Below are 15,100 nucleotides of genomic sequence, written 5' to 3'. Positions count from 1 at the left end.
GCAGTTGTATCTATCCCGCAAAAAATGCTATAGTGAAAATAACACAGACACAAAAGCAGAACGCGGAGCGAAAAGCATCCGCAGAAAAAAGGGAGGAAACAAGATGGAATTTGTATTCGAACATGCAACCATGATTGCCGTGATCGCCGTTGTGGTGATCATTCTTGCCATTCTGGCGAGCGGTTATGTGAAGGCGCCGCCGGATACCGCATTTATTATTTCCGGTTTCCAAAAAGGCCAGCGGATCCTGATCGGTAAAGCCGGCATCAAGCTCCCATTCTTTGAGCGGCTGGACAAGCTGAGTCTGAAGCTGGTAGCGATTGATGTGAAGACGAGCGACGCCGTGCCGACCGCTGACTACATCAATATTCAGGTGGATGCAGCCGTCAACATCAAAGTCGGGGACGAACCGCAGAAGCTCCAGAAAGCATCCCAGAACTTCCTGAACCGCGACAGCGAATATATTGCCAAGGTTGCAAGAGAAGTCCTTGAAGGAAACATGCGTGAGATCGTTGGAAAGATGCGTCTGGAAGAGATGGTTTCCGACCGTCAGAAGTTTGCGGAGCTGGTCAAAGAAAATGCAGAACCGGACCTGGCTGCGATGGGACTTGACATCATCAGCTTCAACGTACAGAATTTCGTTGATTCCAATCAGGTCATTGAAAACCTCGGTATCGACAATATCGTAAAAATCAAGAAATCCGCGGCGATCGCCCGTGCCAATTCCGAGAAAGAAATCAAAATTGCCCAGGCGCGTGCAAATAAAGAGGCGAACGATGAGCGCGTTCTTGCCGAGACTGAGATCGCAAAGAAAAACAACGATCTGGCAATCAAGTCGGCAGAGCTGAAAAAAGAGTCCGATATCAAAAAGGCAGAGGCAGATGCAGCGTACAAGATTCAGGAAGAGCAGCAGAGAAAAGAGCTGGAAATCACTTCCGCGAATGCGAACATCGCCCGTCAGGAGCGCGAGGTTGAGCTCCGTGCCAGAGAAGTAGAAGTAACCGAGAAATCCCTCGAGGCAGAAGTCAAGAAGAAAGCCGAGGCCGAGCGTTACGCAAAACAGCAGCAGGCAGAGGCAGATTTGTACCGCCGTCAGAAAGACGCAGAGGCAGACCAGTTCGAAAAAATCCGCGAGGCGGAGGCAAAGAAAGCCCAGGCAGAAGCCCAGCGCTATGCGATGGAGCAGGAAGCACTCGGTATCAAGGCAAAAGGTGAGGCGGAAGCCGCATCCATCCGTGCCCAGGCACTTGCAGAGGCCGAAGGTATGGAGAAGAAAGCTGAGGCTTACCAGCGCTACAACAAAGCCGCAATGGCAGAGATGATGATCAAGGTTCTGCCGGAGATCGCCGGAAAGATCGCAGAGCCGCTCAGCCAGATCGACAAGATTACGATCATCGGCGGCGGAAGCGAAGACAACGGCATCGGCTCCGTAGCGGGCAATGTGCCGGTGGTGATGGCAAAGCTGTTTGAGTCGATGAAAGAGGCGACCGGTGTCGATCTCTCCGAAATCATGAGAGCCGATACATACGATGCAAAAGTAAACCGCAACATTCAGATCTCCAGCCCGGAAGAGCTCAAAGAGTATCTGAAAGCAGAAGCCGGAAAGGCAGCAGCGGATGCAGAAAGCCCGGAAAAAGCGGAAGCATCCGAACCGGTGCAGAAAGACGGCAGCGAGCAGTAAATCCAGAACGGATCATAAAAACAGAAAAAGAGGCAGGGATCCAGAAAAATTTCTTGAGGATCCTGCCTCTTTTGACGTATAGATCGGAAAAAGTTATTCGGCGCCTTTTTCCAGCATGCTCATGAACTCTTTTGCCGCCTGCGGGATCGGCAGATGGGAGCTGTGGGCAACGACAAGCTGGCGCGGCGGAAGCTCCTCCACGAGGTCGAGCTGGAAGGCCGCCGTCTCTTTTACAAGGCAGTAGTCCGGCACAAACGCGATGCCAAGGCCGATACTCGCCAGGTCGATCAGAAGATCGTTGCTGCCAAGCTCAATTTCCGGCACGAGGTCGAGCTGGAACCGCTGAAACTGGCTGTGCAGGAACTCACTCGTCGTACTCTTGCGGTCGAGCATCAGAATCGGGTACTGCAGCAGCTCTTTTAAGTGAACCGGCCTGTTTTCCAGTTCCGGGTAATATTCGCCGTTCGCGATGAAGATATCGTGGAACGAATGAATCGGAATCGTGTGAAGACGGCTGGAAAGATGCGAGTTTGGATAATTGGTCACGATGAAATCCACCTGGCCGGATTCCAGCAGATCGACACACTGGGTCGAAGTCTGGTTTGTCACCTTGATGTGGACATTCGGAAAGGAGCGGTGGAAACGGTTCAGGTACGGAACAAGGAAATAGCGGCAGATTGTGTCGCTCGCGCCGATGCGGAGCTGGCCGCCGCCAAGCGTTCCCGCTTCCATAATCTGTGCTTCACCGCGCGCAATCAGGTTGATCGCAGGCTCTACGTGGCGCAGCAGCGTTTCTCCCTCCGGCGTTAACTGCACGCGCTTTGTACTGCGGATAAAGAGCGTGATTCCAAGCTTTTTCTCCAGAACCTTGATCGACTGGCTGACCGCCGACTGCGAGATAAAAAGCAGCTTGGAGGCCTCGGAAAAACTGAGTGTGGTGGCAACGTAATAGAAAACCTTATATAACTCGTAATTAATATCCAAAATAAGCACCTCTTATAAAATATGATATCTTCACTCTAGCACACTTCCCCGAAAGAATGCAAGAAAAAATCTGCCGGAACCGTGAACTTTTTCTCCTCTTTTTCGAGTAAGAGAAAATTCACGGTTCCGGCAGATAAGAAAGGGGAATCAGCCAAGCACTTTGGCAATGGCGCCGTCCGGCGTGCGGATCTGGCGCGTTGCAGAGTATCCGTCGAGTTTCGGCATCTGAATATCCATCAGCACCAGATCGAACTGATCCGGCGCTGCGGTGCGGAGCGTCTCAACGGCAACATCGCCGTCGTCTGCAAGGCTGACGGAAAATCCGGCGTTCGAAAGGAGCTCCATCGCGATTTCCTGTACCATATGGCTGACGTTGATCGCCATGCCAAGTCCCGTACCCTGAATGCCGCTGACCGTAGAAGTCTCCTCGCGTGTAAACGATTCAAAGAGGTGCTCCTGGAATTCCCGGCTTATGCCGATGCCGTTGTCGCGGACGTGGAATTCGTAGAGCGCATACCCTTTTTTATAGTACGGTTTCTGAATAATACGGACAATGATGGTGCTGCCGTTCTGTGTGAATTTCGTGGCATTGCTCAGCAGATTCAGCAGAATCTGGTTCAGGCGGAAAAAGGTGCTGGCCGGAGGTGGAAATCTTGTTCAGGTATTCCTGCACCTGGTCCGGCTGATTGACGTGGGCGGCAGCCAGAGCGGTAAAGCCGATGATCGCATTCATCCGAAAAAACAGATTTTGTTCCGGAATGAAAATGGGAAACAAAAGTTACTTTACATATAAAAGAGCAGAACAGGAAGAAATTTTGAAAAAAATTGAAGAAAATTACAAATTATTGTGGAATATGTGGAAAAAATATGGTAGGATGGGGGAGAAGAGAAAAGTGGTTTCAAAATGTTACTTAACGTTCAGTGAAAGTTCTATGGTTACAAAGAAAACAAAAAACAAGAGGAGAAGGAAAATGAAATTTTTACCAAAACCAAAAGAGGTAAAACTCCTGACGGGGGAACATGCACTCTGCTATGACGGCAGAATTGTACTGGATGGCAGACTGCTGGGAAATGGGGATACGTATGCGAAAGTGCTGCAGAAGGGAATCAAAAAGGAAACCGGAATGCAGTACGATATCGGATACGGCGTTCCGGGAAGAAAAGAGACCGGCGCGATTGTGCTGGAACTGGATGAGACAAGGAAAAGCCAGCAGTATGTGCTGCAGGTGACAGAGGAGGAAATCCGCATCCAGGGCGGAGACGGAGCCGGCGTGCTCTACGGTGTGCAGACGCTGTGCCAGATGATGCACGAATACGGTGCACTGCTTCCTGCCGTGCGGATCGAGGATGAGCCGGATCTGCCGGTGCGCGGCTATTATCTCGATGAGACGAGAGGCCGTGTGCTGACACTTTCCTATTTAAAACAGGTGGCAGACCGCATGGCGTACTACAAGCTGAACCAGCTGCAGCTCTATGTGGAGCACACGTATCTGTTCTCCGGACTTTCCGAGATGTGGCGCGATGAGACGCCGCTTACGGCAGAGGAAATCCGCGAGCTGGATGCGTACTGCGCAAAGCTTCATATCGAATTGGTGCCGTCGATCGCAACGTTCGGCCATCTGTACATGCTGCTCTCCACAAAGAGCTATGGCGACCTCTGTGAATTCCCAGACAGCTGGAAAGAGCCGTTTTCCTTCTGGGACCGGATGCAGCATCACACGGTGGATGTCTCCGGCGGCAGAGCGATCGAGCTGATCAAGGCCATGATCGAGGAGTACATGGCGCTTTTTGCCACGGATAAATTCAACATCTGCGCGGACGAAACGTTCGACCTTGGAAAAGGAAAATCGAAACCGCTGGCAGACGAGAAAGGCGTTCACCGCCTGTATATCGACTATGTAAAAGAGCTCTGCGAGTTTCTCGTGGCAAAAGGCAAAAAGCCGATGTTCTGGGGCGATATCATCTGCGCACAGCCGGAGCTGATCAAAGAGCTGCCAGAGGAAACCGTCTGCCTGACCTGGGGCTATGCAGCCGAGCAGAGAGAGCATGAGGCAAAAGTGATGGCGGAAGCTGGTGCAAGACAGTATCTCTGTCCTGGGGTCGGCGGCTGGAACCAGTGGATGAACCTGGTGGAGAACAGCTACAAAAATATCGCACGGATGTGCGGCTATGCGAGAAAATACCATGCGGAAGGTGTTCTGAACACAGACTGGGGTGACTGCGGCCACATCAATCAGCCGGACTTTTCCCTTCCTGGCATGATCTATGGAGCCGTCTTCTCCTGGGGAGACGATACCGACAGCTTTGAGGAGCTGAATGAACAGATTTCCCGTCTGGCCTACGGCGACCGGAGCGGAAAATTCGTTTCCTATATGGCAAAAACGGCAGAATGCTCCATCTTTGACTGGTGGGATGCCAACGTCGTTTACGAGGAAAAAGTGCTCGGTCATCCGAACAACCGGAATGCGCTGTTTGACGCGAGAATCCAGGATGAGGCGAAGCGTGCAGCTGCAAAGGAAACAATTGCGGCTCTGAAAAAAGAACTGAAAAAGACAGCCGGTGCTCTGGAAGAATCCTGCCGTCCAATGGTTCCGGTGCTGGAACTCACGATGGAAGCGATTGACATCTGGAATGAGACGGGTGCGAGACTGTGTGATATCGAGCTTGGAAAAGAAAAAGATGAGGCAGCCTGCGCGGCACTTGCGGGACGGCTGGAAACCTGGTTTATGAAGTATAAAGCGTCCTGGAGAAGCATCAGCAAAGAAGGCGATCTGCACCACATTGCGGAAATTGTATTCTGGTATGCCGATATTCTGCGGGGAAGAAAACCGTACGAAAAATAAAAAAATCTGTTTGTAAACAAAATGAACAGAAAAAGAGAATAAATGAACGATAAAAAGTAACAAAGAAAACGAAAATTTACATAAAAGTGAACAAAAACACTTGACTTTTGCGCAGAAATGGACGAAGATAGAAGTATCGGATCGAAAGATCAAAAATGTCCGTATGGCGTGACAAGAGAGAAAGAAAAAAATAATTTTCACAGAGGGAAACAATCATGAGTAAAATCATCGGAAACAATCTGCCGGATATGCCTTGGCAGGAAAAACCAGCAGGAGAGCACATGCCGGTATGGCGCTATGATCAGAACCCGATCATCGGCCGTTACGAGCAGAAACGTTCCAACAGTATCTTCAACAGCGCAGTCGTACCGTTCGAGGACGGATACGTAGGTGTATTCCGCTGCGACAGCCGTTCCATCAGCATGGACATCTTCGTTGGAAGAAGTAAAGACGGTATCCACTGGGAGATCGAGGATGAACCGATCAAATTTGAGGGCGCTGACGAGGAGATTCTGACAAGAGAGTACCGTTATGACCCGCGTGTCTGCAAAATCGACGACAAATACTATGTAACCTGGTGCAACGGCTATCACGGCCCGACCATCGGTGTTGCTTACACCTATGACTTCAAGAAATTCGTTCAGCTTGAGAACGCATTCCTTCCATTCAACCGTAACGGCGTGCTGTTCCCGAGAAAGATCAACGGCTACTACATGATGATGAGCCGTCCAAGCGACAACGGCCATACACCGTTCGGCGATATCTTTGTCAGCCAGAGTAAAGATATGGAATTCTGGGGAAGACACCGTCACATGATGAGCCCGGTCCGCGGCGATGAGTCTGCATGGCAGTGCACCAAGATCGGTGCCGGCCCGGTTCCGATCGAAACAGATGAGGGATGGCTGCTGATCTACCACGGCGTTATCACAACCTGCAACGGATACGTATATCGTATGGGATGCGCACTGCTTGATATCGACGAGCCGTGGAAAGTAAAATACAGAACGAAAGACTATATTATGGCTCCGATCACCCAGTACGAGTGCATGGGTGATGTTCCGAACGTAGTATTCCCGTGCGCAACCTTAAGCGATGCAGCAACCGGAAGAATCACTATCTACTACGGATGCGCAGATACTGTAACCGGTATGGCATTCACAACCGTAGATGAGCTGCTGAACTATGTGAAAGAGAATAGCCTTTGATTTATAAGATAACTTAAAAAGCGACAAGTCCGCCGGGCTTACGGGTGAAAGAAGCCTGCAGGTCCGGCGGACTTTCTTTTTAAAAATGACCCCATGGAAAGCATAAGGAGGCACTATGAAATTTGTAAAAGAGCGTGTGAACGTGATCTGCCAGGAACTGGCAAGACTTTCGATTTCACAGAAAATCAAAATCACCGATATGCAGGTGAAAAACGGATGCTATATCACACCGGCAGAGGCCGATGCATCAAAAGAGCCGTGGACATCGTTTGATACGGTCAATGACCGCTGGTACGGACCGGACAAACATTACTGGTTCCGCACCACCATCACCATTCCGGAGAGTTTCGATGGAAAAAATCTCTGGATGAGAGTCCATGCAGGACTGGACGACTGGGATGACGGAAGAAACCCGCAGTTCCTGCTGTTTGCAAACGGCGAAGTGATCCAGGGTATGGATATCAACCACCGCGAAGTACTTGTAAGAGAAAACGCAAAGGCCGGTGAAAAAATCCAGCTTGACCTGCAGTCCTACACCGGAACGCTGCACAGCGAGTTCCGTCTGCTGGCAGACCTTGAGGAGCATGATGCGAAAATCGAGGAGATCTATTACGACCTTATCGTTCCGATGCAGGGCCTGAACCGTATGGACGAGGATAATAAAACGCGTCTGGATCTCGAAACCGCACTGACCAACACGATCAATCTGCTGGACCTGCGCAAGCCGTACAGTAAAGAGTTCTACGCTTCCATCGAAGAGGCAGAAAAATGCATCCAGGAAGAGATCTATGAAAAAATGGGCGGCTGGGACGAAGTTGTGGCAACGTGCATCGGCCACACCCACATTGATGTGGCATGGCTGTGGACGATTGACCAGGTTCGCCAGAAATCCTGCCGAAGCTTTGCAACGGTATTAAAACTGATGGAGGAGTATCCGAACTATCACTTCATGTCGAGCCAGCCGAAGCTCTACAGCTTTGTCAAAGAAAGACACCCGGAAGTGTACGAGAAAATCCGCCAGAGAGTCAAAGAAGGACGCTGGGAGCCGGAAGGCGGCATGTGGGTTGAGGCAGACTGCAACCTGACTTCAGGAGAGTCCCTCGTGCGCCAGTTCCTGTTCGGAAAACGCTTTTTCAAAGAAGAGTTTGGCGTGGACAACAAGATCCTGTGGCTGCCGGATGTCTTCGGATACAGCGCAGCGATGCCGCAGATTCTGAAAAAATGCGGAATTGACTACTTCATGACGACCAAACTGGCATGGAACGAGTTCAACAAAGTGCCGTACGATACGATGAACTGGGAAGGCATCGACGGAAGTGAAGTATTCACTCATATGATCACAACGCTCGGCGTCGGACAGCCGGAGACGAGCTTCTTTACCACATACAACGGAATGCTGCACCCGGATGCCATCATGGGCGGATGGGACCGCTACCAGAACAAGGACATCAACAACGATATCCTGATCAGCTACGGCTACGGAGACGGCGGCGGCGGCCCGACCAGAAGAATGCTGGAGACATCCAAACGTATGGAAAAAGGCATCAAAGGTGTGCCGAAAGTACGCCAGGCATTTGCGAGAACGTATTTCGACGAGCTGCATGAGAAGGTAAAAGACAGCAAACGCCTCCCAACCTGGATCGGCGAACTGTATTTTGAGTTCCACCGCGGAACATACACCTCGATGGCACGCAACAAACGCGGCAACCGTAAGAGCGAGTACGCGATGATGGAATTAGAGCTTCTGTCCGTTCTGGCCGAAAACGCCGGAAAAGCATACCCGACCGAAGAACTGAACCGCATGTGGGAGATGATCCTGACCAACCAGTTCCACGATATTCTGCCGGGCTCCTCGATCCATGAGGTATATGAGCAGACGAAGAAAGAATATGCAGAGATTGCGGAGACATCAGCAAAACTGATCGGCGAGCGCATGGAAGCACTCTGCGGAACAAAAGACGAGAGCGTGACCGTATGGAACACTCTCGGCCACAGAAGAAACGACGTTGTTGTACTCGGTGAGACCGCGGCAGAAGCCATGACCGACGGAACCACCGTATATCCGGTACAGCAGACGAAAGACGGAGCCATTGTCTATGCAGAAAACCTGCCGTCCAAAGGATATCAGGTTCTGCGCCCGACGAGCGGAGCCGCTGCGGAAACGCCATTTGCTGTAACAGAAGCTGGAGAGGGCTATACCCTTGAGACTCCGTTCTACACGATCCAGATCGATGCAAACGGTGAATTCACTTCCTTGTTTGATAAAGAGAATGACCGCGAAGTGCTTCAGAGCGGAACAACCGGCAACGAGCTGCGTATCTATGAGGACAAACCTCTGCAGTACAGCGCATGGAACCTGGATATCTTCCATACCGAGAAATCCTGGAAGGTGGAGGGTGTACGCCGCATGGAGTGGACAGAAAACGGTCCGGTCCGCGCAACACTGGAAATTGAGCGCGAAGTGATGGACACCGTCATCCGCCAGCAGATCCATTTCTATGCAAAAGACCGCAGAATCGACTTCGAAACCTACGTTGACTGGAAGTTCGCCGAGCATGTACTGAAAGTTCACTTCCCGGTAGACGTTCACAGCGACGAGGCAACTTTCGATATCCAGTTCGGTAATGTGACAAGAAAACTGCACACCAACACAAGCTGGGATCAGGCAAGATTCGAAGTATGCGGCCACAAATGGGCTGATATCTCAGAGGGAAGCTACGGCGTCAGCCTGATGAACGACTGCAAGTACGGCTATTCCATGAAGAACCGTGTGATGACGCAGACTCTGATCAAATCCGGAACTGAGCCGAACCTGACCGCAGACCAGGAAGAGCATTTCTTTACTTACTCTCTGTATCCGCACGCAGGAACATGGCGTGAGGCAGGCACCGAGCAGGAAGCTCTGAACCTGAACGTACCGGCAAAAGCAGTTGCAGGTGCAGCAGAGAAAGACCGCATGGAATTCCTGTCTGTAGACAAACGCGACGTAGTGCTTGAGACTGTGAAGAAGGCAGAGGACGGCGACGGCGTAATCGTTCGTCTGTACGAGGTGGAGAATGCAAGAACGAAAGTGACCCTGCACTGCGCAGAGGCAATTGCATCCGCTGAGGAGACCGACCTTCTCGAGAACCCGATCGAGGGCGCGCTTGGTGTGAAGGAGAACGAGATTGAGCTTACGATCAAGCCGTATGAGATCCGTACGATCCGCATCCGCACCGCGAAGTAAGAAAACAGAAATAAAATATAGAAATCACAATTGGTCCACTGGACCAATTGTTGATATGCCGAGCAACAGAAAAAGACACCGTGTCCCGGAAGGGAAGACGGTGTCTTTTTTGAAAACAGATGAAAAATAAAATCAGTCACCGGTGGAATCGCGGTACAGCACGTTGGTGCCGAGATACGTAATTTCATGCGGCGTGTTCGGATATTTGATCCGGTACAGAATCTGGAGTGCCAGACGTGCGCCGAGTTCTTCGTTGAAGACCTGAACGGTCGTCAGATGTTCTGCCAGAAGATCCTCTGTATTGTTGTCGAAGCCGGATACTGCAACGTCCTCCGGTACGCGTAAGCCCCGTTTTTCGAGAAGCTGCATCAGAATGCAGGCAACGTAGTCGCTGGCGCAGACGAAAGCGTCCGGCATGCGGGACAGGGAAGAAAGGAAGGTATCGATTTCTTCACGGTACGTATCGATGCCGAGCGGTGTCGTCAGGCAGAGAGAAGAATCCACCTTTTTACCGGCATCCGCCAGAGCCTGGCAGAAACCTTCATATCGTTCGCGGTTGGACTGTGCGTAGCTGATATCACCGATGAAGCCCGGAAGGGTGCGTCCCTGCTCGAGCAGATGGCAGGTGATGCGGCGGACACTGGTGCGGCTCTCCATGAGAAGCAGGTCGCCGTTCAGCTCATCCGGGGCAACAAGAGAGGAAGTGTCCAGGAACACTTTCGGAATCTGTGTCTCTGCGAGCAGGCGCAGAAGACGCTCGTTGTACACATTCAGAACGATGATGCCGTGAACATTTCCGTTTGTAAGAGTCGGCGGGAGAAAATACGTTTTATCCGCCGAAGTCGGAAGATACGTGTAAACGAGATTGACATTGTGTGTCGAAAATACTTTTGCAATTTGGTGGATGATGGTCATCCAGAAAAGTGAGGTTTCCGGTCTGCAGACGGCAACTGCAATGTTGACCGGCGTGGTCTCCTCTGCGCTCTGCGGATACTGAAAATCCTCCGGGATGGCATAGCCGAGTTCCTGGGCTTTGGCGATGACCTTGGTGCGCAGGGAATCGGAGACGCCTTCGTGTCCGCTGAACACCTTCCAGACCGTAGTCCGGGAGATGCCCAGGGAGTTCGCGATTTCCTGTAACGTTACTTTTTTCATAGTTTAAACCGATCCTGTTACAAATTTTGAGTGCTAACACATATTATACACTTAACGTGTAACTTTTTCAACCTTTCCATTGGAAGACAGAAGGAGTAAATGTGCTCCGTCGGCACTCGGGCAGGTGATCAGGTAAGAGTGGCTTGTGGTCTCAATGGTGTAGTCAAGAGCTTTGACGGTTTTGTTGAAGTCATTTGGAGCGTAAGCGGCAAGGGTCTCCTGTAAGACGGTAAGACTGTCGCTGTAGGAACCGGTTGTCTCAAACAGAATGTTTTCTGCGTAATACAGCTTGCGGAGTTCCCATTTGCGGTATTCGTCCTCCGGAATCGTGATGTCACACGGTGCGTCGTCGCGGTCGTCAGAGAAGAAAACGAAAGACCAGAGTTCCGGGTAATGAATGTTGATGACACCGGTCGGAGCCCATACCCAGTTGTCCTCCGGGAGAACGTTTCCGGCTTCATTGGTACGTTTTACATAAGTGTTGTCCTTGATGTCCACTTTCCACTGAACACGGGAGAAGTTCATACGGTAGAATTCTCCGTTTTTCGGTGCGCGGCGTTCTTTCTGATACTCATAGAGAGCAGCGAACGGAATGACAACCTCAACGCTCCAGCACTTGTTTTCTGCGGATGGATCGTTGATGGAGCCATCTACATGAACAGCGGTGCGCAGACCGTGCATGTCGTAGCCATTGAGGCCGCTTCCGCCGTCACGGTATGGCTCGGAAAGAAACAGATCCCATACCGTGTTCAGAACGTTCATTTCGAACTCATAGTAATGGTACGTATCAGAATCCGGGTCAACGAAGATTTCAAAATCGTTGTCGAGGAAAATGACGGAGTCGCGCTCGGTCTGGTGTCCCCAGATTTCATCGCCGTCAAGCACGGCTGCTACGTAAAGGTTCTCGTCATCCCAGAGCATTTTTGCACGGGTGACAAAGCGCGGAAGCGGCATGTGGCTTCCTTCGATATCGAGAAATTCGTCGGTATACGGGGCATCTTCCCAGAATGGTTTGTTGATGTTTCCGTCTAACTCGAACGGCTTTTTTGCGCGGTGGCAGGTGTAAACCGGCGGTGCGAACGGGACTGCCGGAACCGGAATTGTGATGTTTGTACTCATAGTAAAAATCTCCCTTTCAAATATTTACTGTTAAGCTTTTTTAGAAAACACGCGGAAAACGTGTCGACAAAAGGTATCATAACACCAGAAGTAATAAAATTCAACATTAAAATGAACAAAAATGAACGAAAGATAACTTACTGTGGACAAAATGAAAAGAATGCGGTACAATAAAGCCACTTGAAATAAGGAGAAGGACAAGGAGGAAACAAAAACAATGGAAGCATATCAGAATGCGGCCCTTTCCCCGGAAGAGCGCGCAAAAGACCTGCTCGGAAAAATGACGCTGCAGGAAAAAGTAGGACAGTTAAATCAGCGTCTGTACGGATTCCGGATTTACGAGAGACAGGGTGAGGAGTTTACACTGACAGAGGAATTTAAAGAGGAAGTAGAGCGCATGGGAGGGCTTGGCGTCCTGTACGGCCTGTACCGTGCCGATCCGTGGGCAGATAAAGATGAGAAGACCGGCATTGTGCTGGAACTTTCCGCAAAAGCCTATAATATAGTACAGAAATATGTGATCGATCATTCCCGCCTCGGCATCCCGATGATGATGAGCACCGAGTGCCCGCACGGCCATCAGGCGCTCGGCGGCGGTCTGCTTCCGGTCAACCTGGCAGCAGGCGCAACATTCGACCCGGAACTTCTTTCCGAAGGCTACAAGGCATGCGGAAAACAGTTAAAGAGCGGTCATGTGGATCTGGCGCTGATGTCGGCGCTCGATATGGCGCGCGACCCGAGATGGGGAAGAAGTGAGGAGTGCTACTCTGAAGACCCGTGCCTTGCCGCATCCATGGCAAAAGCGGCAGTCACCGGTATGCAGTCCACCGGTGTCGGCAGTGTGGCAAAACACTTCTGCGCACAGGGCGAGACAACCGGAGGTGTGAACGCGAGTGCTGCAAGAATCGGCGAGCGGGAGCTGCGGGAAATCCATTTTCCATCGGCAAAAGCGTGCTGTGAAGCAGGCGTGGAAGGCATCATGGCGGCATACAACGAGATCGACGGCGTGTACTGCCACAGAAACGCATGGCTGCTCCGCGATGTTCTGCGCGGTGAAATGGGCTTTGACGGCATTGTGATGGCAGATGGTTTGGCTGTAGATTTCCTTAAGAATACCGAGGGTGATACTCTGCATGCAGGCGTTGCAGCGAGAAAAGCCGGTGTGGATGTGAGCCTCTGGGATGAAGCGTTCAGCCGTCTCGGCGAGGCCGTAGAGCAGGGACTTCTCGATGAGAGCGAGATCGACGAGTCTGTTCTCAAAGTTCTGAAGCTGAAATTTGAAAAGGGTCTGTTTGAACATCCTTATATGGAAGAAAACATGCTCACCCCGGAAGAAGCCGGGATCCCGGAAGTATCTCTTTCCCTGGCACGGGAGTCCGCTGTTCTTCTGAAAAACGAGGAGAGTGTGCTGCCGCTTGCTAAGAAGTACAAAAAAGTAGCTGTGATCGGCTATCACGCAGCAGACCGTTATTGCATGCTCGGCGACTACACCCCGCCGGTTCCGGAAAGCGAGTGCGTCACCGTCCTTCAGGGCATGAAACAGGAAGCACCGGAGGGCGTGGAAGTTTCCTATGCAATGGGAAGTGAATTTTCAGAGGCTGACGAGGACGAGAAAGCAAAAGCACTGGCACTTGCAGCAAAGAGCGATGTGATCGTAGCTGTTGTCGGCGGTTCTTCTTCCCGTTTCGGCGGAGCTGTGTTCGATGCAAACGGTGCAGCATCCAAGGGAACCGGCAGCCGTTCGATGGACTGCGGCGAGGGAATGGACACCGCAAAGGTTCACATCCCGGCAGCACAGGAAGAACTGGTTGCAGAGCTTGCCCGCCTTGGCAAGCCGATGGTAACCGTTGTGATCGCAGGAAGAGCATACTGCATCGAGGATATCGAAAATGCTTCGAATGCCCTTCTGTATGCGTTTTATCCGGGTCCGATGGGCGGCAAGGCCGTTGCAGAGATGCTCTACGGAACCACGAATCCGTCCGGCCGTCTCCCGGTATCCATGCCGCGCCACGCCGGTCAGATTCCGGTGTGCTACAATTACCGTACCTCCGTCGTTCCGGCATACTGCGATATGACGAGCCAGCCGCTGCATACGTTCGGTGAGGGAAAATCCTACACGACGTTTGCGTGCAGCGATGTTTCCGTGAACAAAGAAGAAAACGGTGCTGCCGTTTCGTTTACCGTAGAGAACACCGGTGCCATGGCAGGAACCTCCGTTCCGTGTCTGTATGTGCGGAAACGTTCCGGCGGTGTGGTAGCGAGAATCAAAGAGCTGAAAGCTTTTACCAGAATTTCTCTTGCACCGGGTGAGAAAAAAGAAGTTTCGTTCCAGCTTTCCAAAGAGGAGATGAACTTTGTCCAGATTCCGGGAAAACCGGAAGTGATCTGCCATGACTATGAGCTGATGCTCGAGGATGGAGCAGAGAAATGGTGGAGCGGAAATGTAACTGAAATGTAAGGCTTGACGGAAGATAATATAAAAAGTAATAAAACTGAACAAAGGGAGAAAATATGTTGCGAAACAAAACGACGTATTTTCTCCCTTTTTGTTTCTTTGAAATGGACGAAAATACGAAAAAAGATAACATGGATCACGGCCGCAAGGGACAGAAAAACCGAAAAACGCGTCGAAATATAGGAAAAGTGCCTAAAAAACGCCTGCTTAAATTGCGTAAAAGTAACAAACTGGTATATATGTTCAATTAATGGTTGACAAATAAGGTAACAAAAGGTAAAATAAATTCAACAAAACAGTGTTGGATAAATCTTAAATCACAGATTTGATTGTAGCAGTTGCACAAAAAAGAAGGAACACGCGAGGATGATGCGAAAGCAAAATGTTCAAAATGTTTACGACCGGAAATGCGACAATCAAGGAAAACACGAA

At 50.9% G+C, this 15,100-nt stretch carries 10 protein-coding genes and 1 pseudogene; 5 read left to right on the top strand and 6 right to left on the bottom strand.

Annotated elements, in window-relative coordinates; genetic code table 11:
* Window positions 1-103 precede the first annotated feature (103 nt).
* Window positions 104-1,681 (top strand): flotillin family protein, encoded by a 1,578-nt coding sequence (locus DWX00_RS13515; protein ID WP_226906392.1) that lies wholly within the window; start codon window positions 104-106, stop codon window positions 1,679-1,681.
* A gap of 93 nt (window positions 1,682-1,774) precedes the next feature.
* Here the strand turns inward: DWX00_RS13515 and DWX00_RS13510 are convergent, their stop codons facing one another.
* The 4 genes and pseudogenes from DWX00_RS13510 to DWX00_RS20160 form a co-directional block, all read right to left on the bottom strand.
* Window positions 1,775-2,665, bottom strand: a complete 891-nt coding sequence (locus tag DWX00_RS13510; protein ID WP_022463164.1) for a LysR family transcriptional regulator — start codon at window positions 2,663-2,665, stop codon at window positions 1,775-1,777.
* A 147-nt stretch (window positions 2,666-2,812) separates the two neighbouring features.
* Window positions 2,813-3,049 (bottom strand): response regulator, encoded by a 237-nt coding sequence (locus DWX00_RS20170; RefSeq protein ID WP_242998512.1) that lies wholly within the window; start codon window positions 3,047-3,049, stop codon window positions 2,813-2,815.
* 51 nt (window positions 3,050-3,100) lie between these two features.
* Window positions 3,101-3,262, bottom strand: a pseudogene (locus tag DWX00_RS20730) (ATP-binding protein); the annotation flags it as partial.
* Window positions 3,189-3,398, bottom strand: coding sequence for a hypothetical protein (locus DWX00_RS20160; RefSeq protein ID WP_226906391.1), 210 nt, complete (start codon window positions 3,396-3,398; stop codon window positions 3,189-3,191). The pseudogene DWX00_RS20730 and the gene DWX00_RS20160, both read right to left, overlap by 74 nt.
* Before the next feature lie 238 nt (window positions 3,399-3,636).
* Between DWX00_RS20160 and DWX00_RS13500 the strand changes: the two genes are divergently transcribed.
* The 3 genes from DWX00_RS13500 (at window position 3,637) to DWX00_RS13490 (ending at window position 9,939) form a co-directional block, all read left to right on the top strand.
* Window positions 3,637-5,508 carry a beta-N-acetylhexosaminidase gene (locus DWX00_RS13500; RefSeq protein ID WP_117802545.1) on the top strand — a complete coding sequence of 624 codons (1,872 nt, stop codon included), beginning with the start codon at window positions 3,637-3,639 and terminating at the stop codon, window positions 5,506-5,508.
* A 215-nt stretch (window positions 5,509-5,723) separates the two neighbouring features.
* The gene (locus DWX00_RS13495; RefSeq protein ID WP_055221374.1) at window positions 5,724-6,713 is read left to right on the top strand and encodes a glycoside hydrolase family 130 protein; all 990 of its coding nucleotides are present in this window, start codon (window positions 5,724-5,726) and stop codon (window positions 6,711-6,713) included.
* A gap of 115 nt (window positions 6,714-6,828) precedes the next feature.
* Entirely contained in the window at window positions 6,829-9,939 is a 3,111-nt protein-coding gene (locus tag DWX00_RS13490; RefSeq protein WP_117802517.1) for an alpha-mannosidase, read from the top strand.
* A 132-nt stretch (window positions 9,940-10,071) separates the two neighbouring features.
* On the opposite strand, the gene DWX00_RS13485 is transcribed toward DWX00_RS13490, so the two are convergent.
* Entirely contained in the window at window positions 10,072-11,094 is a 1,023-nt protein-coding gene (locus DWX00_RS13485) for a LacI family DNA-binding transcriptional regulator (RefSeq protein ID WP_022463170.1), read from the bottom strand.
* Between the two features lie 51 nt (window positions 11,095-11,145).
* Window positions 11,146-12,213: a carbohydrate-binding family 9-like protein gene (locus DWX00_RS13480; protein ID WP_022463171.1), complete on the bottom strand. Its 1,068-nt coding sequence runs from the start codon at window positions 12,211-12,213 to the stop codon at window positions 11,146-11,148.
* 217 nt (window positions 12,214-12,430) lie between these two features.
* On the opposite strand from DWX00_RS13480, the gene DWX00_RS13475 reads away from it, so the two are divergent.
* Entirely contained in the window at window positions 12,431-14,671 is a 2,241-nt protein-coding gene (locus DWX00_RS13475) for a glycoside hydrolase family 3 N-terminal domain-containing protein (protein WP_022463172.1), read from the top strand.
* Window positions 14,672-15,100 lie beyond the last annotated feature (429 nt).

The organism is Blautia sp. AF17-9LB (genome assembly GCF_003479185.1).
Lineage (GTDB): Bacteria > Bacillota > Clostridia > Lachnospirales > Lachnospiraceae > Fusicatenibacter > Fusicatenibacter saccharivorans.
This window is presented reverse-complemented; position numbering and strand designations above follow the sequence as displayed.

Coding starts and splice junctions, on each gene's coding strand:
- DWX00_RS13515 (WP_226906392.1), top strand. CDS start 104: ATGGAATTTGTATTCGAACATGCAACCATGATTGCCGTGATCGCCGTT.
- DWX00_RS20170 (WP_242998512.1), bottom strand. CDS start 3,049: ATGGCGATCAACGTCAGCCATATGGTACAGGAAATCGCGATGGAGCTC.
- DWX00_RS20160 (WP_226906391.1), bottom strand. CDS start 3,398: ATGAATGCGATCATCGGCTTTACCGCTCTGGCTGCCGCCCACGTCAAT.
- DWX00_RS13500 (WP_117802545.1), top strand. CDS start 3,637: ATGAAATTTTTACCAAAACCAAAAGAGGTAAAACTCCTGACGGGGGAA.
- DWX00_RS13495 (WP_055221374.1), top strand. CDS start 5,724: ATGAGTAAAATCATCGGAAACAATCTGCCGGATATGCCTTGGCAGGAA.
- DWX00_RS13490 (WP_117802517.1), top strand. CDS start 6,829: ATGAAATTTGTAAAAGAGCGTGTGAACGTGATCTGCCAGGAACTGGCA.
- DWX00_RS13485 (WP_022463170.1), bottom strand. CDS start 11,094: ATGAAAAAAGTAACGTTACAGGAAATCGCGAACTCCCTGGGCATCTCC.
- DWX00_RS13480 (WP_022463171.1), bottom strand. CDS start 12,213: ATGAGTACAAACATCACAATTCCGGTTCCGGCAGTCCCGTTCGCACCG.
- DWX00_RS13475 (WP_022463172.1), top strand. CDS start 12,431: ATGGAAGCATATCAGAATGCGGCCCTTTCCCCGGAAGAGCGCGCAAAA.